Below are 17,613 nucleotides of genomic sequence, written 5' to 3' on the forward strand. Positions count from 1 at the left end.
TGCAACCGAATCGGAAGGTCTCTTCATGCTCAAGCAAGTCACGACGATCCTGCTCCTCAGCGTGTCATCTCCAGCGATTGCGCTGGCGGCCGACAATGGGGCCATTCGATCCATTATCCTGTCTTCGGGCGGCCTGGCCCAGGTTTCCAGATCGGCCGATATCAATACTGACGGCGTGATCCGGATCGAGGTTCCCCTTGATCGGGTCGACGACATCCTGAAGAGCCTCGTGGTCAACGGGTCCGCTGGTTCGGTGGCCGGCATGTCGCTGGCCGGGCCGCGGCCGTTGCAGGAAACCTTCAAGGGCCTGCCGTTCAGTCTGGAAGCGCTCTCGTCCGTGCCGTCGCTTCTGACATCGCTGCAGGGCGGCAAGGTGGCGGTCACCAGCGGCGGCAAGACTGTTGAGGGAAACATTCTCGGCATCGAGACGAGGAAGGTCGACGAGAAAACGACGGTGCCCTTGTTGACCGTCATCGACAAGGATGGCGCGGTCGAGACGCTGGCGCTCGGCGAGGATGCCTTTGTCCGGTTTGAGGATGCCGAACTGAGAGCGAAGATCGCCAAAGCTGCGGCAGCCATCGCTCGCGGCAAGAATGATGGCACCCGCGCCATCGATATCAAGGTGAATGGTGCGACGAACAGCGGCGATATCGGCCTGACTTATGTCGTCCCGTCTCCGATCTGGAAAACGGCTTACAAGGTCGTCATCGATGGGCATGACAAGGCGCGTCTGCAGGCATGGACGGTGCTGGAAAATGCCAGCGGCGAGGATTGGAAGGGCGTCAAGCTGACGCTGACCTCGGCCGAGCCGGTCACGCTGAAGCAGGGTCTGCATCAACTCTATTGGCGCGAGCGGCAGGAAGTGCCTGTCAACACTGCGTCGAACAATGTGCCCGATCCCGACAGCGGCGATCTTTCCAACCGGCAGCGCCTGCCGGCGAATTTCGAGGAACGGGCGGCACCGGCGCCTGCGAAAGCAATGTTGGGCGACGTCAGCCGAAAGGCGGCAGTAGACACGGCTGACGAGCTGGAAAGGCCGGCGGCGCCCATGCAAGTGGCCGTGGCCGATCCCACCACTGCGACCGAAAGCGATATCTCCGCCACTTTCGAGCTCCCAGGCACTTACGATCTGGCCAATGGCGATACCTTGTCGGTGCCGATCATGGATGCGGATGTGGAAGCCGACATGGTGGACATGTATCGAGCAGGCAGCAGCTTGCGCAATCCCATCGCCGCCGTGATGCTCAGGAACAGCACCGGCGTCAGCATGCCGGCGGGGATTCTGACGCTATACGACAGCAAGACCGGCTATATCGGCGATTCCCAGCTATCGGCATTGCCGAAGGACGACATGCGCCTCGCCAGCTTCGCGACCGATCGTAAGGTAACGATCAGCGAGCAGCAGACGCCGACCGAGGAGATTGCCTCGCTGAAAGTTGCCGACGGCGTGATGAATGCCACCGTCAAATATCGCCAGACGACGACATACACCGTATCGGGCGCGCTGGACGGCGAACGGACTGTTGTCATCGAGCATCCGATTAGGGACGGCTGGTCGTTCTCGTCGGCTGAAGGCTTCGGCAAGACGGCAACGCATCAGCGGCTCAAGGCGGTCGTGTCGGCAGGCACGGAGAAAGTGCTGACAGCGGTCGACGAGCAGCTTCAGAGCAGCAGTTATGCTTTGGTCGATACCGATCCGGACATGCTGCTCGGGTGGTCGGCCTCGACCCATGACAAGGCTCTGACCGACAAGCTCGCAAATCTCGCCGACGCGCGCAAAAGGCAGATTGCGATCCAGAACGAACTGGCGAGCCTCGATAGCGAAATCGAGAAAACCGTCAATGAGCAGGAGAGGATAAGGCGCAATCTTGGCGCCGTGCCTGACAACAGCGATCTGAAGAAACGCTATTTGAAGGCCTTGGCGGATAATGAGGATCAAATCGCCGCAATGAACGAAAGGCGAGATACGGTGCAGCAGGAAAGCGATCGTCGGGGCGACCATGTGACCGACATCATCAGGACGTTCTGATCGCCGCGCCCTCACATCAATCGCGAGAGCCGCCCGATAGGGGCGGCTCTCAGGCCTTTTCTATCGATTGTTCAACTGCGCCCTCACCAGCCGCAATCCTTTTTCGCTGATGCGATAGGGATGGCCGTCGGTGGATTTTATCGCCTTGAGGCGCTTCAGCCGTCGGAAGAGGTCGAGGTCGAAATCAGGGTAGACCCAGCCGTCTCGCGTGAAGCAATAGACGGTCTCGATCTTCTTGTTATCGCTACGTTCGAGTTCGATGCGCCCGCCCTGAGCGAGCAGGTGGAGAATGCGCTGTTCCGCGCGGGAAATGTCCATTGTTGTCAGAATCCGTATAGCGCCAAAGGGCGCGCAAAAACGATCCGAGCCTTCCCTTGGGGAAGTCGGGGCTTCGTTTCTCAGGCCCGGCACGCAAGAAGACTTGCGAGCGGGGCCTCTACCGGGACTGACAAAAGTTAGACATCAAAACTCCATTGATGCGTCTCTCTAAAACAGGTTGTGCTCCGCAGTCAAGCTTCAACCCGGCTTCGCCTTTTTACCACCCGCTAAAATGATGAATCTCGCCGCTGGCAAAAGCCTTTCGCGGGTGCTTTACTGTCTCCAAATGGCGGGGGCCAGATGATCCACATTCGCAATGCCCATGAAGGTGAAACGGCAGTATTGGCGAGCATCGGCCTGCGCTCCTGGCAGCGGGCCATGGGTGCCATCGGCGGCACGGGCGAGCTGTTGGAAAGCGCAAGCGAAGCCTTTACGAATTTCACCCGCAATCTATGGCTGACGATCACTGTGATAGAGTTGAATGGCGAGGCTGTGGGATGGGCGGCACGCGAGGCGCTGGACGAAGCGATTTCCGATTTCTGGATTGATCCGGATTTCGTCAGACGCGGCCTCGGCTCGGCGCTTCTGGCGCGGATCGAAGCAGATGTTCGCGGGCAGGGGCTGGAGAAGGTTTCGCTGCAGAGCCATGCGGGCAACACCGATGCCATCGCCTTCTTCAGGGCACGCGGCTACGAAATCCGCTGGCTGTCTATCGTCTATTCCCCGAAGCTCGACAGCGACGTGCCGACGGTCGGGCTTTCGAAATCGTTGATCGATGACAGCGACGGCGCCTATGGCCCGGGCATATAGCAAGCGCCGACGCCGAAAGCCTTGCGCCGCCTCGCCAATTGCTCTACCTCACCAAAGCAGAAAACAGCATTATACAAGAGCTTCCTATGACCATTGTCGACGTCCGTACGCCTGATCCGAAACGCTTCATTCCCGGTGCCACCGGTGATTGGGAAGTCGTTATCGGGATGGAAGTCCACGCCCAGGTGCTGAGCAAGTCCAAGCTCTTCTCCGGCGCCTCGACGGAGTTCGGCAGTCCTCAGAATTCCAACGTGTCGCTCGTCGATGCCGCCATGCCCGGCATGCTGCCTGTTATCAACGAGGAATGCGTCAAACAGGCCGTGCGCACCGGTCTCGGCCTGAAGGCGCAGATCAACAAGCGTTCGATCTTCGACCGCAAGAACTATTTCTATCCCGACCTGCCGCAGGGCTATCAGATTTCGCAGTTCAAGGACCCGATCGTCGGTGAGGGCAAGATCGTGATCTCGCTCGGCCCGGATCGTCAGGGCCAGTTCGAGGATATCGAGATCGGCATCGAGCGCCTGCATCTGGAACAGGATGCCGGCAAGTCGATGCACGATCAGCACGCCACCATGTCCTACGTCGATCTTAACCGCTCCGGCGTCGCGCTGATGGAAATCGTCTCCAAGCCGGATATCCGGTCGTCCGACGAGGCCAAGGCTTATATGACCAAGCTGCGCTCGATCGTGCGCTATCTCGGCACCTGCGACGGCAACATGGACGAAGGCTCTATGCGCGCCGACGTCAACGTCTCGGTCCGCCGTCCGGGCGGCGAGTTCGGCACGCGCTGCGAAATCAAGAACGTCAACTCCATCCGTTTCATCGGTCAGGCGATCGAATATGAAGCGCGCCGGCAGATCGGCATTCTGGAAGACGGCGGCACCATCGATCAGGAAACCCGCCTGTTCGATCCGAACAAGGGCGAGACGCGGTCTCTGCGCACCAAGGAAGATGCGCATGACTACCGCTATTTCCCCGATCCAGATCTGCTGCCGCTCGAATTCGACGACGCTTTCGTTGCTGAGCTTGCCGAGCATCTGCCTGAGCTGCCCGACGACAAGAAGGAGCGTTTCGTCCGCGAGCTCGGCCTCTCGATCTACGACGCGTCCGTGCTCGTCTCGGAAAAGGCGATTGCCGATTATTTCGAAGCCGTTGCCGCTGGCCGCGATGGCAAGATGGCGGCCAACTGGGTCATCAACGACTTGCTGGGCGCTCTGAACAGAACCGGCAAAGACATTGAGGAGACTCCGGTTTCGCCCGCCCAGCTCGGCGCGATCATCGATCTCATCAAGGCCGAAACCATATCCGGCAAGATCGCCAAGGATTTGTTCGAAATCGTGCTCAACGAAGGCGGCGATCCGGCCGAGATCGTCGAGGCGCGCGGCATGAAGCAGGTCACCGACACCGGCGCCATCGAAAAGGCCGTCGACGAGATCATCGCCGCCAACCCGGATCAGGTCGCCAAGGTCAAGGCCAAACCGACGCTTGCCGGCTGGTTCGTCGGCCAGGTGATGAAATCGACCGGCGGCAAGGCCAATCCGCAGGCCGTCCAGGCGCTGGTCAAGGCCAAGCTCGGCATCGAAGAGGAATAAGCGGTGTTCTTCGTCCGCACCGCCAGCGAGCAGGACCTGGAAAAGGTCCGCGCTCTGCTTGGCGAAACTTGGCATGCGACCTATGACCGGATCTACGGGCCGGAAAAGGTCAGCGAACTGCACGCCTCCTGGCATTCGCCGGCTTCGCTGAAGGCGCGGCTGGCGAACAAGAACTCGGAATTCCTCGTTGCCGATGACGGCAGGACGATCGGCGGCATGGGCTACGCTGCCATGTCCAAAGAGATGACGAAAACAGTCATGCTCTACATGCTCTATGTCAGCCCCAAGCATCAGCGAGAGGGCATTGGTCGCGATATCTTTGCGGAACTGGAGACGTGCTTTCCGGATGCGGAGATCATGCGTCTCGAAGTCGAGCCGCAGAACGAACCCGCGATCGCTTTTTATCAAGCTCATGGCTTTGTCGAGGTCGGCCGCACGGAAAACTGCGGCAACGGGCAATCGGGCATTCCGGCGCTGATATTCGAGAAGCCATTGGCGGCCCACTGAAATAATAGACGAGACCGTTCATGGAAGACGCCTGCCTGGTGATCCGCGAAGCGAAGGAAGCCGACCTTCGTGCTCTGATCGGCCTCTTTGCCGCCGACGCCGTGGGTGGCCATGGAGATACGACCGACGCCTCTGCCTATGACGAGTACCTCCGTGCGTTTCGCACCATCGCGGCGTCGCCCGAGCAGACGCTCTATGTCGCCGAACGCGCCGGCGAAGTAGTCGGGACGTTCCAGACAATGATCGCGACGACGCTGACCGGGCGAGGTAGTTCCGCCATGATCATCGAAGCAGTCCAGACGCGAGCCGATATGCGCGGGCAGGGGATCGGCGCCGCGATGATCAATTTCTGCATCGACGAGGCAAAAAGCCGCGGCATGCGGATGGTGCAGCTGACCTCGAATGCGGCCCGCAAGGATGCGCACCGCTTCTATGAAAGACTTGGTTTCAAGCCAACGCATCTGGGCTTCAAGATGCTATTGAAATGAAGCTTTTTGCCCGCTGGAATCACTGGACAAGCAGGCCCGGTGGCGGCATAAGCAAACTATCGAATTCTGGTATCGCTCGCCCCTCAGCGGGTATCGAGGAAAAGACATGTGGAATTTCATCGTACAGACATTTACTTGGTGGAACGGTCAGACCATGGGCACGCGCTTCGCGACCTGGCGTTTTGGCAAGCGTGTCGGCGAGGATGAATTCGGTAACGTCTATTACGAAGGCGGCACGTCCTCCTATGGCCTTCCGAAGCGCTGGGTGATCTACAAGGGTTATGCCGAAGCTTCAGCCATTCCTCCGGGCTGGCACGGCTGGATGCATCATCGCACCGACGTTCCTCCGTCCAAGGAGAATTACGTCGCCAAGGACTGGCAGAAGGAACACCGCGCCAATCCCACAGGCTCGCCGCAGGCCTATCGCCCGCCGGGCTCTCTCGCCGTTGCCGGCGAGCGTCCGCGCGTGACCGGCGACTACGACGCCTGGACCCCGGGCAACTGAGCGCGCAGCCGGCTCGTCCTTTGGCCACAATTGGGCTTTAGGCGCGACATAGGCCGGCTTTTGCTCGGCGCCTTGACCGAGACCAAGCGGAGAGTGGCGGATATGATGTTTTTCACGCGGAGCGCTTCTTTGCGTGCAGTGGCTGTAGTGGGCACTGCTCTCTTCGTCGGCATCATGGCAGCCTCCACCGCCGAGGCTGCCCGCATCGCAAATCCCGTCGCCGTTTTCTCCGGCCTCGACAAGATCACCGGCCGCATCACCACCTTCGATGTCTATGTCAACGAAACCGTGCAGTTCGGTGCATTGCAGGTGACGCCGCGCGCCTGCTATTCGCGAGATGATACCGAGCAACAGAAGGTGGACGGTTTCGTCGAAGTCGACGAGATCACCCTCGATCGCCGTATCCGCCGCATCTTCACCGGCTGGATGTTCGCCGACAGCCCCGGCCTCAACGCCGTGGAGCATCCGATCTATGACGTCTGGCTGAAAGAGTGCAAACAGAAGTCGGACGTCCCGGCGCCGGATACCGCTGGCGCGAAGTAATCGGTTTCGAAACATTCACAGTAGGATCATGCGGCCCGCAGAAGCTTTGCTTCTGCGGGCATCGTTTTAACCGCGATCCGAATTGGCGGCGGCTTCACCTATCGCCTGACGATCGGCAACCTCCGATAAGTCGAGAATGATCCTCATGCCGTCTTTGACCTTATGACGAAACACTTCGCTGTGGTCCGAATGGATTCTCAATCTGCCTCCATCGCGAAGGGCCTGAAGCCGCGAGCGCGAGATCACCAACTCCGATGCAAGCAGCCGATCAAGACGCAGGTTTATCGGGAATTGGGCTGATATCTCGATATCAAGCAAAGTCCAGCCGCTTGCCGCACGTATCGCCTCCTTCTGGATGATAACGTCGGGCGGCTCGTCGATACGTTTTACTTTCCGCTTCAATCCATCGAGGTCGAATTCCTGCGCTCGCACCCACTCTGGATCGCTGCGTTGCAGTGCCTCGAGTGTGGACGGGGCAAGGCCGTGAACGGTCCGGCGCTCGAAGAGCGTTCGGTTCCATGTCTTGTCGCAATCGATGCACTTATAGACGAGCCAGGCATCGAGGCGCTTGCCATTGGCGTTGAGCCTGATCTTGCCGCTCGATCTGAAGGGTTTTGGAGATCCCGCAGCCGCTGCAGGCGATCCATGGCTGAGGCGATGTTTTGGGCGTAAGGGTCCAACGGACCTGAAGAATATTGCACATACCGTCTTGGTCTTCCGTCTGGAAGTCCACCAAGCTGGCGGTGAGACAAGCCCGTCAGGGCGCGGTATGGCGATGTTGCGGGACGGCTGAAGAGCTGAGACAGCGGTAGCTGCATTAGGCGTGTTTTGACAATGCCAAACCGGTCTCAGGCCATCACCCGATGGACATGAACATGCATCGGACGGCGCTGCGCCGCCCCGATGCACTGGGTGATTTGGATGAGACCGGTATTTACGACGGCAAAGTGGAACCTCTATGCACCCACGCTCTTCAACAGGAGGGATAGCAGACCACAATCAGAATTTGAAGCCGCAAAAGACTTCAGGCGTGGATTGCTTCAGGCGTCCGTATTCCCCTTGCGGCGAAACAGACCCAGGATCTTGCGACCGGCTGCGACGACACCCGCCAGCACGACGATGAGGCCTTTCTTCAACGCCAGAAGAGCAACGCCAAAACTCTTGAAGAAGCCGAGAACGACTGCAAGCAGACCAAGCTTTGCCGCAACCTTCACGCCCGCACCGGCAGCAATCATGCCTGCCATGCTGTAAGCGGCGATCTTGTCGCCATTGGTGAAGTCGGCATAGCGCTTGCCGCTATCATATTGGACGGTGTTGATGACGTTAGGGATAGCGGCGTTGATTTCCTGCAACTGATCCAGTCCGGCAACGAAATCTAGCTCCGTGACGCCTTCGCGCCCCAGCACGCGCACGGAATAGTTCAGCGTGTGGCCGGCATTGGGATCCTTGCCGAAAATCAGATCGCGCGCCCAGTGCAGGGCATGGGTCGCCTTGTCGTAATGTGGCGGTTCTGCCCAGCCGACCAGCGTGATCGGATCGAAACCCTGCTGTTCGCGTTCGGGATTCGCTTCCTTGATCGCGTCCTGGATCTTTTTCAGCAGATCGTCGTAATCGGTCGATGCGGCATCCTCATCGGAGACATAGCCACTGCCGTCATAGTCGATGACGGAACCCCAGGAATGTGGGTCGGTCGGCGGGTATTTCACCGGGAAGATCATGCCGAGCGGATTGCCGACCGAACTTTCCGGATTGCCCCAGAGCTCGACCAGCACCTTCTTCGAATCCTGCGGATTGAGATAGTAGAACTGGTCAGAGACATTCAGCGTGGCATTGGCGGTGGGGATTTTGATCGCGCCCTGCTGGAAATCCAGCGTTTTAAGCACGGCGCCTTCGTCACCCGCCGGCGGCTCGGTTCCGAACATGTCGTGGAATGATTTGGCATTGGCCTGCGTCGCGATGGTCAACGCGGTGAGAAAGAAAATTGCAATATGGCTCTTCACGATTCTACCCTCGGCTGTCGTGCCGAACTTAAGGCAGTCCTTTTCGGAATCAATTCATTTCGGGCAGATTTCCACCGTCGGTGAAGCTGAGATTGGGCGATTCCATCGCCTTCTCCAGCATCTTGGCATAGGCGTCCTTCGCTACGTCGATCGCACCGAATGTCTTCAGGTGCTCCGTGGTGAATTGCGTGTCGAGCAAAGTGAAGCCACGTTCGCGCAGACGCTCTACCAGATAGACGAGACAAATCTTGGAGGCGTCCGTACGGCGGGAAAACATGCTTTCGCCAAAGAAGGCCGATCCCAGCGAAACGCCATAGAGACCGCCGACCAACCGGTCACCTTCCCAGGCTTCGACGGAATGGGCATGGCCGATATCGTGCAGGGTGGCGTAGAGCGTGCGGATCGTGTCGTTGATCCAGGTACTGGGGCGATCGCTCGTCTCTTCAGCGCAGGCGGCGATGACCGCCTCGAAATCGGTATCGAAACGAATGTCAAAGGGGTGTTGGCGGATCTTCTTGGCGAGGCTCTTGGAGACGTGAAACGTATCCAGAGGGATGATGCCTCGCAATTCCGGCTCGACCCAGAAGATTTCCGGATCGTCTGCCGATTCGGCCATCGGGAAAAGCCCGATGGAATAGGCGCGCAACAGGATCTCCGGGGTAATGCCGGGATGTCTGCCGCGCGCTCCGGGCATCGCTAGGCCGATGTTTTCGCCAGGTAGTTTTCCAGCCAGTGGATATCGTAATCGCCGTTGGCGATATCCTGGTTGGAAACCAGATCCTGGAAGAGCGGCAGGGTGGTCTTGATGCCGTCCACTACGAATTCGTCAAGCGCACGCCGCAGGCGCATCATGCATTCGACGCGGGTGCGGCCGTGCACGATCAGCTTGCCGATTAGACTGTCGTAGTAGGGGGGGATCTTGTAGCCCTGATAGGCGCCGGAATCGATGCGAACGCCAAGGCCGCCGGGAGCATGGAAATGCGTGATCGTGCCGGGCGAGGGGACGAAGGTACGCGCGTCCTCGGCATTGATGCGGCATTCGATGGCATGGCCTTGGAAATGCACCTCGTCCTGCGTCACGGAGAGACCGCCGCCGGAGGCAACGCGGATCTGTTCGTGCACGAGATCGATACCGGTGATGGCTTCCGTGACCGGATGCTCCACCTGCAGGCGGGTGTTCATTTCGATGAAATAGAACTCGCCGTTCTCGTAGAGGAACTCGATGGTGCCGGCGCCGCGATACTTAAGCTTCTTCATCGCGTCGGCGCAGATCTGGCCGATCTTCATGCGCTGCTCGACGTTGAGGGCCGGAGAATTGGCCTCCTCCCAAACCTTCTGGTGGCGACGCTGCAGAGAGCAGTCGCGCTCGCCGAGATGGATGGCATTGCCTTCGCCGTCACCGAAAACCTGGATCTCGATGTGGCGGGGCTTGCCGAGGTACTTTTCCATGTAGACGGATTCGTTGCCGAAAGCGGCTGCGGCCTCCGTGCGGGCCGTCGACCAGGCCTCGATCAGGTCTCCTTCGGTGCGGGCGACCTTCATGCCGCGGCCGCCGCCGCCGGCGGTTGCCTTGATAAGCACCGGATAGCCGATCTCGCGCGCCGTCTTCAGCGCATCCGCCTCGGTCTTCACTTCGCCGTCGGAACCGGGGACGACCGGAATGCCGAGCTGCTGTGCCGTGGTCTTGGCGGTGATCTTGTCGCCCATGATGCGGATATGCTCCGCCGTCGGGCCGATGAAGGTGATGCCGTGCGCATCGAGAATATCGGCGAACTTGGCATTTTCCGACAGGAAGCCATAGCCGGGATGCACGGCGTCCGCGCCGGTGATTTCACAAGCGGCAACAATCTGGTGGATGTTGAGATAGCTGTCGCGCGACGGCGGCGGGCCGATGCAAACGCTTTCATCTGCCAGGCGCACATGCATCGCATCGCCATCAGCGGTCGAATGCACCGCAACGGTCGCAATGCCAAGCTCCTTGCAGGCGCGCAGCACGCGCAGAGCGATCTCTCCGCGATTGGCTATGAGAATCTTCGAAATAACGGGCATGGGCCGACCTTACTCGATGACGACCAGGGCTTCGCCGTACTCGACCGGACGGCCATCCTGAACGAGGATTTCAGTCACCGTACCGGACTTCGGCGCGGGAATCTGGTTCATCGTCTTCATTGCTTCGATGATGAGCAGCGTCTGGCCTTCCTTGACGGATGCACCGACCTGGATGAAGGCTGCAGAGCCCGGTGCCGGCGCCAGATAGGCGGTGCCGACCATCGGCGCGCTGACGACGTTGTCGGGATTGCGGGTCTGGCCTGCGGGGGCAGCGGCTGCCGGCGCTGCTGCAGCGGCAGCAGGCGCGGCGTAAGCGACTGGAGCGCCAATCGGCGCCTGAACGTACTGCGTCGTGCCGGCGCGCGACACGCGGATACGCAAATCTTCCTGCTCGACTTCGATTTCGGTGAGATCCGTGTCGTTAAGAATGTTGGCGAGATCGCGAATCAGCGCCTGGTCGATACCCGATTTCTTTTCAGCCATTGGATTTCTTGCCCTGTATTTTTGTTATTGGGTGATGGATTTCAGCGCTTGAAGCGCCAGGATGTAGCTATGAGGTCCGAAACCGCAGATCATGCCCTTTGCGGCGGGCGCGATCATCGATTTGTGCCGGAATTCTTCGCGTGCGTGGATATTGGAGATATGCACCTCCACGACGGGAATGGAAATGGCGCGGATCGCGTCATGCAGCGCGATCGACGTGTGACCATAGGCGCCGGGATTGATCGCGACACCGGCGGCCTTGTCGCCGGCTTCGTGCATCCAGTCGACCAGCACGCCTTCGTGATTGCTCTGGCGGAAATCGATGATGAAGCCCAGGCTTTCACCTGCGGCCTTGCAGTCGGCTTCGATATCCTTGAGCGTCTTGCCGCCATAGATGCCCGGCTCGCGCTTGCCGAGAGCATTTAAATTGGGTCCGTTCAGGACGAAAATAGTTTGCGCCATCAGTGGTTCCGTCAAAGTGCAGCGCAACCTATAGACTCCCAAGGCTCTGTAGGAAAGCCCTGGTGAGAAGGTTGCGTGTCTCTAGGTGTGGAAACGCCGTGATTTTGGCATTTTTGCGCCATGCCATGCCACGGCGCCGTTCCGAAGCTCTTAAAAATGGATAGGCCCTTTGCTTACCCGTTTTTGAGGGTCGAATTTTGCGCTGTTCAGCAGCTCGTTTTGCCGCAGCTGCGAACGTTGGCGATCTTCTCCTTGATGGCATCGAGCCCGATCGCGCCCGAAACCATCTCGTTGCCGATGACATAGGCGGGCGTGCCATTGACGCCAAGATCGGTGGCAAGCTGGTAGGTGGCCTTGATCATGGCGGTATTCGGCGCTTTTGCCATTTCAGCGCGGATAGCAGCTTCGCTGACACCAAGCGAGGTGGCGACATCGATGGCGGTATCTTCGGAAGCGCGGCCGTCGCTGCCCAACAGCTTGTGATGGAACTCGGCATATTTTTCCGGCGCGAGCAGACGGAACGCGCCGGACACCCGGGAAGCGGCAACCGAATCCTGACCGAGGATCGGGAATTCCTTCAGCACGAAACGAACATTCTTATCCTGCTGCAGGAGCTTGTCCATGTCCCCCAGCGCATGCCGGCAATAGGTGCAGTTATAGTCGAAGAACTCGACAACGGTGATATCGCCCTTCGGATTGCCGATGGCCATGTCATCCTTGGAGTTGAAGATCGCATCCTTGTTCTGGGTGATCACCTCGGCCGACTGCGCAATGCGAGCTTCGTCCTGCTTCTTTTCGAGCGCGGCCTGCGCATCCAGCAGCACCTCCGGATGCTCGACGAGATATTCCTTGATGAAATCCCCGATTTCCTTCTTCTGCTGGTCGTCCAGCGCGGCGGCCGGCTGGATCGTGGCGAAGGATGCTGTCAGGGCAATCGCCGAAACCGTCAGCAGGCTTTTGAGAGAAAAGGTCATTGGGTCCTCGTTTGGATCTGGGCGGAGACGTCATTCTCGGATGCGCAATAACATCGTCGGGTTAACATCCGCAAATAGGCATCGACAATTTACGGTGCGTCCTTACTTCCAGAAACAGGAATTTTCACGACAAAGCCGCAATCGCAGGATTGTGAACGAGCCGATATTGCGGCAAATGTCGATCGCCAATCCGATCCGAAAGAGAATTGACCTTGTTTTCCCTATCCAAGCGCAGCGATGTCGAACCCTTCCATGCCATGGATGTGCTGGCGGAGGCGACGCGACGCCGCCAGGCCGGGCACCCGGTCATTTCGATGGCGGTCGGGCAACCCTCGCATCCAGCACCCCAGGCAGCATTGGAGGCGGCGCACGCAGCCCTCGGCCATGGCCGCATCGGCTATACGGACGCGCTCGGCACTCTGGCTCTGCGGCAGGCGCTTTCCGCCCATTATAAGGCTCGCCACGGCCTCAGCATCGACTCGAAGCGGATAGCCATCACCACCGGATCGTCGGCCGGATTCAATCTTGCCTTCCTGACCTTGTTCGACGCCGGCGATAGCGTTGCGATCGCACGGCCCGGCTATCCGGCCTATCGCAACATCCTTGCCGCACTCGGCCTCGATGTCGTCGAAGTGCCGGTCACGGAGGAGACGCAGTTTACGCTCACGCCTGAGAGCCTGGAGGCGGCGCAGGCTGAAAGCGGCAAGCGGCTGAAGGGCGTGCTTTCGGCAAGCCCAGCCAATCCCACAGGCACGGTGACGGGCAGGGCGGCGCTGAAGGCGCTGGCCGATTATTGCGCGGATCGTTCCATCGCCTTCATCTCCGACGAGATCTACCATGGGCTGACCTTCGTCGGCGAGGAGACGAGTGCGCTGGAGTTGACCGACGAGGCGATCGTCATCAATTCCTTCTCGAAATATTATTGCATGACCGGCTGGCGCATCGGTTGGATGGTTTTGCCGGAGCGGCTGGTTCGCCCCATCGAACGGGTGGCCCAGAGCCTTTACATTTCCGCGCCGGAATTGTCGCAGATTGCCGCCGAGGCAGCGCTCAGCGCTGGCGCCGAACTGGATGTCTATCGCGAGAGCTACGGCCGCAACCGCGATTTTCTCATGCGTCGGCTGCCGGAAATCGGCTTTCGCATTGCCTCGCCGATGGACGGCGCTTTCTACGCCTATGTCGATGTCAGCCGTTTCACGAACGACAGCATGGTCTTCGCACAAAAGATGCTGGCCGAAATCAATGTCGCCGCCACGCCCGGCCTCGACTTCGATCCCGTGGAAGGACATCGGGCGATGCGTTTCTCCTACGCCGGCTCGAATGCCGAGATCGAGGAAGCCACCGAACGCATGGCGGCCTGGCTGAAATAGAATCCGCGATCAACAGCTTGTCCCAGCTTGTGAAAGTGCTTTCGCAAGCCGAAGGGCTGTATGCGCTTTGGCCCCTCGATCTGTTTGGTACTTCGGCATGACAGGCGAATAAATCGAGTGCCGGAAACGAAAAATCCGGCCGTGTCGCCACGGCCGGATTTTGAATTCATCACGAATTGATCTTCTTAGAAGAAGCCGCGGCGCTGCCACCAGCCGGCCTTCTTCGGCTTGGTCGGCTCTCCGTCGCTTTCGCCACCTTCATTGGCTCGAGTGGATTTCACTACCGGAGCGGAGGAGGAAACGTTGGATTCGCGGTTGGCACGGGCCGGCTTTGCTGCATCCTCAGTCGCTTCGGGTGTTGCCGTTTCCGTCGAATTGTCCAGAGCTTCGGTGGTCTCGGCAACGGCCTCGACTTCAACATCCGCTGCGGGTGCTTCCTCGACGGCGGGCGTCTCGACCGGCGATACCTCGACAGTCTTTGCCTTGCGGCGACCGCGGCCCTTGGCGGGCTTGACGTCTTCGGTGACGACGGCTGCCGTTTCGACCGCTGCCATGGCAGGCTGCGCCTCGACGGCTGCTTCGCCTTCGGCAACCGCGATCTCGGCCACCGTTACGGCTGCTTCGTCGCCGTCTTCGGCATCATTCTCATCAGCTTCGCCGAAACCGGCTTCTTCGCCTGCAGCGATCTGTTCGCTGCCTTCGTTTTCACGATTGCGCCGGCCACCACGCTTGCCGCGGCGACGGCGCTTGCGCTTCTGCTGCGCGTCATCGTCACTGCCGGCGGATACGGCATTTTCTGCGCCGGCATCATCCTCGTCATCGTCGCCTTCGTCTCCATCTTCGGCGGCATTGGCCGTGGAGCCATCTTCGGAAGCAGCAACGGCTTGGTTATCATTGCCGCGGCCACGACGCCGGCGACGGCGCTTGCGCTTGCGGTTGCCGTCATTGCCTTCGGAGCGAGCGACAGGCTGCTGCTCGGCGCTCGCAGCCTTTTCTTCCAGCTCTTCGTCTTCCTCCTCGTCCGCTTCGATGACGATATCGTCGTCATCATCGTCCGGGATGGCTGCGAAGTTGAACAGGCTTTCGATCTTCACTGGATTGGCGACCGGTTCGCCGCGGTCGATCGCGAAATGCTGCGTGCCGACGGCATTGTCGGCATCGATGACGATCGCGACGCCGAAGCGGCTTTCATAGTCGATGATCGTCTGGCGCTTGTGGTTGAGCAGATAGAGCGCAATGTCCGGCGTCGTGCGCACGGTGATGTCATGCGTCGTGTTCTTGAGCAGATATTCCTCGATGCCGCGCAAGACATGCAGGGCGACGGAAGACTGCGAGCGGACGTGACCCGTGCCGCCGCAATGCGAGCAGATCTGCGTCGTGCTTTCGAGAACCGAAGCACGGATGCGCTGGCGCGACATTTCCAGAAGGCCGAAATGCGAGATGCGGCCAACCTGGATGCGGGCGCGGTCGTTCTTCAGGCATTCCTTGAGCTTCTTCTCGACGGCGCGGTTGTTGCGCTTTTCTTCCATGTCGATGAAGTCGATGACGATCAGGCCCGCAAGGTCGCGCAGGCGCAGCTGGCGCGCGATTTCCTCGGCGGCTTCCAGATTCGTCTGCAGCGCGGTGTCCTCGATCGAATGTTCGCGGGTCGAGCGGCCGGAGTTGACGTCGATCGAAACCAGCGCTTCCGTCTGGTTCATGATCAGGTAGCCACCGGAACGCAGCGTCACCTGCGGCTGGAGCATGCGGTCGAGCTGCGCCTCGATGCCGGAGCGCGAGAAGATCGGGTGAATGTCGCGATAGGGCTGAACCACCTTGGCGTGGCTCGGCATCAGCATCTTCATGAAGTCTTTTGCTTCACGATAGCCTTCTTCGCCGGCAACGATGATCTCGCTGATATCCTTATTGTAAAGGTCGCGGATCGAGCGCTTGATCAGGCTGCCTTCTTCGTAGACGAGGCACGGCGCGGTCGAAGCCAGCGTCAGCGTGCGGACGTTTTCCCACAGACGCATCAGATATTCGAAATCGCGCTTGACCTCGACCTTGGTGCGGTTGGCACCGGCTGTACGCAGGATGACGCCCATGCCCTGCGGCACTTCGAGCAGCTTGGCGATTTCCTTCAGGCGCTTGCGGTCCTGCGGATTGGTGATCTTGCGGGAGATACCGCCGCCGCGCGCCGTGTTCGGCATCAGGACCGAATAGCGGCCTGCGAGCGAGAGATAGGTGGTCAGCGCCGCACCCTTGTTGCCGCGCTCTTCCTTGGCCACCTGCACCAGCAGGATCTGGCGGCGCTTGATGACTTCCTGGATGCGGTACTGCTTGCGCGGCTTGCGCTGGGCGCGATCGGGAACTTCTTCCATCGCGTCTTCGGCGCCGACGGATTCGATCACTTCCTCTTCGTGGTCATGATCGTCATCATCGTCGTCGTCATCGTGGCGGCGCTTGGAGGTTGCGACGTCTTCGGAGATCGAATCGGTTTCGACCATCGCAGCCATTTCGCCGGACGGTCCTTCTTCTTCCTCGCTTGGCGCATCGACGGCAGCCGTTGCTTCGGGAGCGGGCGTCTCTTCGGTGGACGCGTCCGCTACTGCCTTTTTGCGGCTGCGGCGCGGTTTTGCCTTCTTGGCCGGAGCTGCTTCTTCGGCGGACGCGGTTACCTCTGCGGCAGGGGCTTCTTCGCCGATCGCAGCCGGCACCTCGGCTTCTTTGCCTTCCTTCGCCACGATGCCGATATCGGGCTGTTCCTGCTGCGAAAGATCGAGCGCCGTCTCGACATGCTCGACGTCGTCGTCGCGGCGATGCTCTTCGGCCTCGGCCTTCAGAAGCGCCTGCCGGTCGGCGAGGGGGATCTGGTAATAGTCGGGATGGATTTCGGCAAAGGCCAGAAAGCCGTGCCGGTTGCCGCCGTAGTCAACAAAGGCGGCCTGAAGCGAGGGCTCGACCCGCGTTACTTTTGCAAGATAGATGTTGCCGCGGATTTGCTTCTTGTGCTGGGACTCGAAGTCAAATTCTTCTATGCGGTTCCCGCGAACGACAACGACGCGCGTCTCTTCCTCGTGAGACGCATCGATAAGCATTTTGTCTGCCATGAAAGCTGTGCTCCTCGGCGCAGACAATCGGATGGGGGCCTGCCTGTCGTAGGGACAGGCCGGACATGATCCGCAATTGTTGCACCGGATAATGAAAGTCGCGATTGGTTCGGCGATGACAGCATCCAGACGGCAGCCGGGGCATCAGTTCCCTGGGGTCTGTTGACTTTCTGAAAAAGCTGCTGCGGTAACATCCGTAACCAAGCGAGATCGACTATGCCTTAGACCCACAAATGAGTCCGATGAATGTGCTCTCTAAAGAGCGTTTGGTGGCTCTCCACCGATGAACTTCCCGTGTGAAACCGGAAATTCAGATATCCACTGTTTCGAGTAGAAGTACTGCAGACGGCGGATGAATGCCGCTTATTGGCGCCTGGTACTCGAGGCGGCTGCC

Annotated in this window: 17 protein-coding genes; 8 read left to right on the forward strand and 9 right to left on the reverse strand. The window is 59.6% G+C overall.

Annotation, left to right across the window (positions count from 1 at the left end; all coding sequences use genetic code 11):
- Nucleotides 1–25: 25 nt before the first annotated feature.
- Nucleotides 26–2,029 carry a DUF4139 domain-containing protein gene (locus PH562_RS16365; protein WP_285174165.1) on the forward strand — a complete coding sequence of 668 codons (2,004 nt, stop codon included), beginning with the start codon at nucleotides 26–28 and terminating at the stop codon, nucleotides 2,027–2,029.
- Nucleotides 2,030–2,089: 60 nt separating this feature from the next.
- Here PH562_RS16365 and PH562_RS16370 read toward each other — a convergent pair whose 3' ends face one another.
- On the reverse strand, nucleotides 2,090–2,347 hold the full coding sequence (locus tag PH562_RS16370) for a YjhX family toxin (RefSeq protein ID WP_285174166.1): 258 nt from the start codon (nucleotides 2,345–2,347) through the stop codon (nucleotides 2,090–2,092).
- Between the two features lie 300 nt (nucleotides 2,348–2,647).
- Here PH562_RS16370 and PH562_RS16375 point away from each other — a divergent pair, with 300 nt between their 5' ends.
- The 6 genes from PH562_RS16375 (at nucleotide 2,648) to PH562_RS16400 (ending at nucleotide 6,792) form a co-directional block, all read left to right on the forward strand.
- Complete coding sequence (locus tag PH562_RS16375; RefSeq protein ID WP_285174167.1) at nucleotides 2,648–3,157, forward strand: GNAT family N-acetyltransferase; 510 nt, start codon at nucleotides 2,648–2,650, stop codon at nucleotides 3,155–3,157.
- 86 nt (nucleotides 3,158–3,243) lie between these two features.
- Nucleotides 3,244–4,749: an Asp-tRNA(Asn)/Glu-tRNA(Gln) amidotransferase subunit GatB gene (gene gatB / locus PH562_RS16380; protein ID WP_113233010.1), complete on the forward strand. Its 1,506-nt coding sequence runs from the start codon at nucleotides 3,244–3,246 to the stop codon at nucleotides 4,747–4,749.
- Between the two features lie 3 nt (nucleotides 4,750–4,752).
- Entirely contained in the window at nucleotides 4,753–5,256 is a 504-nt protein-coding gene (locus PH562_RS16385) for a GNAT family N-acetyltransferase (RefSeq protein ID WP_285174168.1), read from the forward strand.
- Between the two features lie 20 nt (nucleotides 5,257–5,276).
- Nucleotides 5,277–5,744 carry a GNAT family N-acetyltransferase gene (locus PH562_RS16390; protein WP_285174169.1) on the forward strand — a complete coding sequence of 156 codons (468 nt, stop codon included), beginning with the start codon at nucleotides 5,277–5,279 and terminating at the stop codon, nucleotides 5,742–5,744.
- A gap of 106 nt (nucleotides 5,745–5,850) precedes the next feature.
- Nucleotides 5,851–6,249: an NADH:ubiquinone oxidoreductase subunit NDUFA12 gene (locus tag PH562_RS16395; protein ID WP_113233007.1), complete on the forward strand. Its 399-nt coding sequence runs from the start codon at nucleotides 5,851–5,853 to the stop codon at nucleotides 6,247–6,249.
- 102 nt (nucleotides 6,250–6,351) lie between these two features.
- A complete protein-coding gene (locus PH562_RS16400) occupies nucleotides 6,352–6,792 on the forward strand; it encodes a DUF2155 domain-containing protein (protein ID WP_285174170.1) in 441 nt (146 codons plus the stop codon).
- A gap of 66 nt (nucleotides 6,793–6,858) precedes the next feature.
- Here the strand turns inward: PH562_RS16400 and PH562_RS16405 are convergent, their stop codons facing one another.
- The 7 genes from PH562_RS16405 to PH562_RS16435 all read right to left on the reverse strand — a co-directional run bounded on the left by PH562_RS16405 (nucleotide 6,859) and on the right by PH562_RS16435 (nucleotide 12,760).
- Complete coding sequence (locus PH562_RS16405) at nucleotides 6,859–7,701, reverse strand: DUF1062 domain-containing protein (RefSeq protein ID WP_350223776.1); 843 nt, start codon at nucleotides 7,699–7,701, stop codon at nucleotides 6,859–6,861.
- A 131-nt stretch (nucleotides 7,702–7,832) separates the two neighbouring features.
- Entirely contained in the window at nucleotides 7,833–8,792 is a 960-nt protein-coding gene (locus PH562_RS16410) for a DUF2167 domain-containing protein (protein WP_285174171.1), read from the reverse strand.
- A gap of 49 nt (nucleotides 8,793–8,841) precedes the next feature.
- Nucleotides 8,842–9,486, reverse strand: coding sequence for a leucyl/phenylalanyl-tRNA--protein transferase (aat, locus tag PH562_RS16415; RefSeq protein ID WP_113233003.1), 645 nt, complete (start codon nucleotides 9,484–9,486; stop codon nucleotides 8,842–8,844).
- A gap of 2 nt (nucleotides 9,487–9,488) precedes the next feature.
- The gene (gene accC, locus PH562_RS16420; RefSeq protein ID WP_113233002.1) at nucleotides 9,489–10,841 is read right to left on the reverse strand and encodes an acetyl-CoA carboxylase biotin carboxylase subunit; all 1,353 of its coding nucleotides are present in this window, start codon (nucleotides 10,839–10,841) and stop codon (nucleotides 9,489–9,491) included.
- Between the two features lie 9 nt (nucleotides 10,842–10,850).
- Nucleotides 10,851–11,324: an acetyl-CoA carboxylase biotin carboxyl carrier protein gene (gene accB, locus PH562_RS16425; RefSeq protein ID WP_285174172.1), complete on the reverse strand. Its 474-nt coding sequence runs from the start codon at nucleotides 11,322–11,324 to the stop codon at nucleotides 10,851–10,853.
- 24 nt (nucleotides 11,325–11,348) lie between these two features.
- Nucleotides 11,349–11,786: a type II 3-dehydroquinate dehydratase gene (gene aroQ / locus PH562_RS16430; RefSeq protein WP_184701896.1), complete on the reverse strand. Its 438-nt coding sequence runs from the start codon at nucleotides 11,784–11,786 to the stop codon at nucleotides 11,349–11,351.
- A gap of 206 nt (nucleotides 11,787–11,992) precedes the next feature.
- Nucleotides 11,993–12,760: a DsbA family protein gene (locus PH562_RS16435; protein ID WP_285174173.1), complete on the reverse strand. Its 768-nt coding sequence runs from the start codon at nucleotides 12,758–12,760 to the stop codon at nucleotides 11,993–11,995.
- Between the two features lie 212 nt (nucleotides 12,761–12,972).
- Between PH562_RS16435 and PH562_RS16440 the strand changes: the two genes are divergently transcribed.
- Entirely contained in the window at nucleotides 12,973–14,130 is a 1,158-nt protein-coding gene (locus PH562_RS16440) for a pyridoxal phosphate-dependent aminotransferase (RefSeq protein WP_285174174.1), read from the forward strand.
- Nucleotides 14,131–14,315: 185 nt separating this feature from the next.
- On the opposite strand, the gene PH562_RS16445 is transcribed toward PH562_RS16440, so the two are convergent.
- Entirely contained in the window at nucleotides 14,316–17,219 is a 2,904-nt protein-coding gene (locus PH562_RS16445; RefSeq protein WP_285174175.1) for an Rne/Rng family ribonuclease, read from the reverse strand.
- Nucleotides 17,220–17,613 lie beyond the last annotated feature (394 nt).

This window comes from Rhizobium centroccidentale (assembly GCF_030182565.1).
Lineage (GTDB): Bacteria > Pseudomonadota > Alphaproteobacteria > Rhizobiales > Rhizobiaceae > Rhizobium.

Excerpts from the sequence above, each read along its gene's own strand:
- PH562_RS16375 (WP_285174167.1), top strand. The coding sequence starts at position 2,648 with ATGATCCACATTCGCAATGCCCATGAAGGTGAAACGGCAGTATTGGCG.
- aroQ (WP_184701896.1), bottom strand. The coding sequence starts at position 11,786 with ATGGCGCAAACTATTTTCGTCCTGAACGGACCCAATTTAAATGCTCTC.
- aat (WP_113233003.1), bottom strand. The coding sequence starts at position 9,486 with ATGCCCGGAGCGCGCGGCAGACATCCCGGCATTACCCCGGAGATCCTG.
- PH562_RS16395 (WP_113233007.1), top strand. The coding sequence starts at position 5,851 with ATGTGGAATTTCATCGTACAGACATTTACTTGGTGGAACGGTCAGACC.
- PH562_RS16370 (WP_285174166.1), bottom strand. The coding sequence starts at position 2,347 with ATGGACATTTCCCGCGCGGAACAGCGCATTCTCCACCTGCTCGCTCAG.
- PH562_RS16435 (WP_285174173.1), bottom strand. The coding sequence starts at position 12,760 with ATGACCTTTTCTCTCAAAAGCCTGCTGACGGTTTCGGCGATTGCCCTG.
- PH562_RS16445 (WP_285174175.1), bottom strand. The coding sequence starts at position 17,219 with ATGGCAGACAAAATGCTTATCGATGCGTCTCACGAGGAAGAGACGCGC.
- PH562_RS16365 (WP_285174165.1), top strand. The coding sequence starts at position 26 with ATGCTCAAGCAAGTCACGACGATCCTGCTCCTCAGCGTGTCATCTCCA.
- PH562_RS16400 (WP_285174170.1), top strand. The coding sequence starts at position 6,352 with ATGATGTTTTTCACGCGGAGCGCTTCTTTGCGTGCAGTGGCTGTAGTG.
- accB (WP_285174172.1), bottom strand. The coding sequence starts at position 11,324 with ATGGCTGAAAAGAAATCGGGTATCGACCAGGCGCTGATTCGCGATCTC.
- gatB (WP_113233010.1), top strand. The coding sequence starts at position 3,244 with ATGACCATTGTCGACGTCCGTACGCCTGATCCGAAACGCTTCATTCCC.
- accC (WP_113233002.1), bottom strand. The coding sequence starts at position 10,841 with ATGCCCGTTATTTCGAAGATTCTCATAGCCAATCGCGGAGAGATCGCT.
- PH562_RS16390 (WP_285174169.1), top strand. The coding sequence starts at position 5,277 with ATGGAAGACGCCTGCCTGGTGATCCGCGAAGCGAAGGAAGCCGACCTT.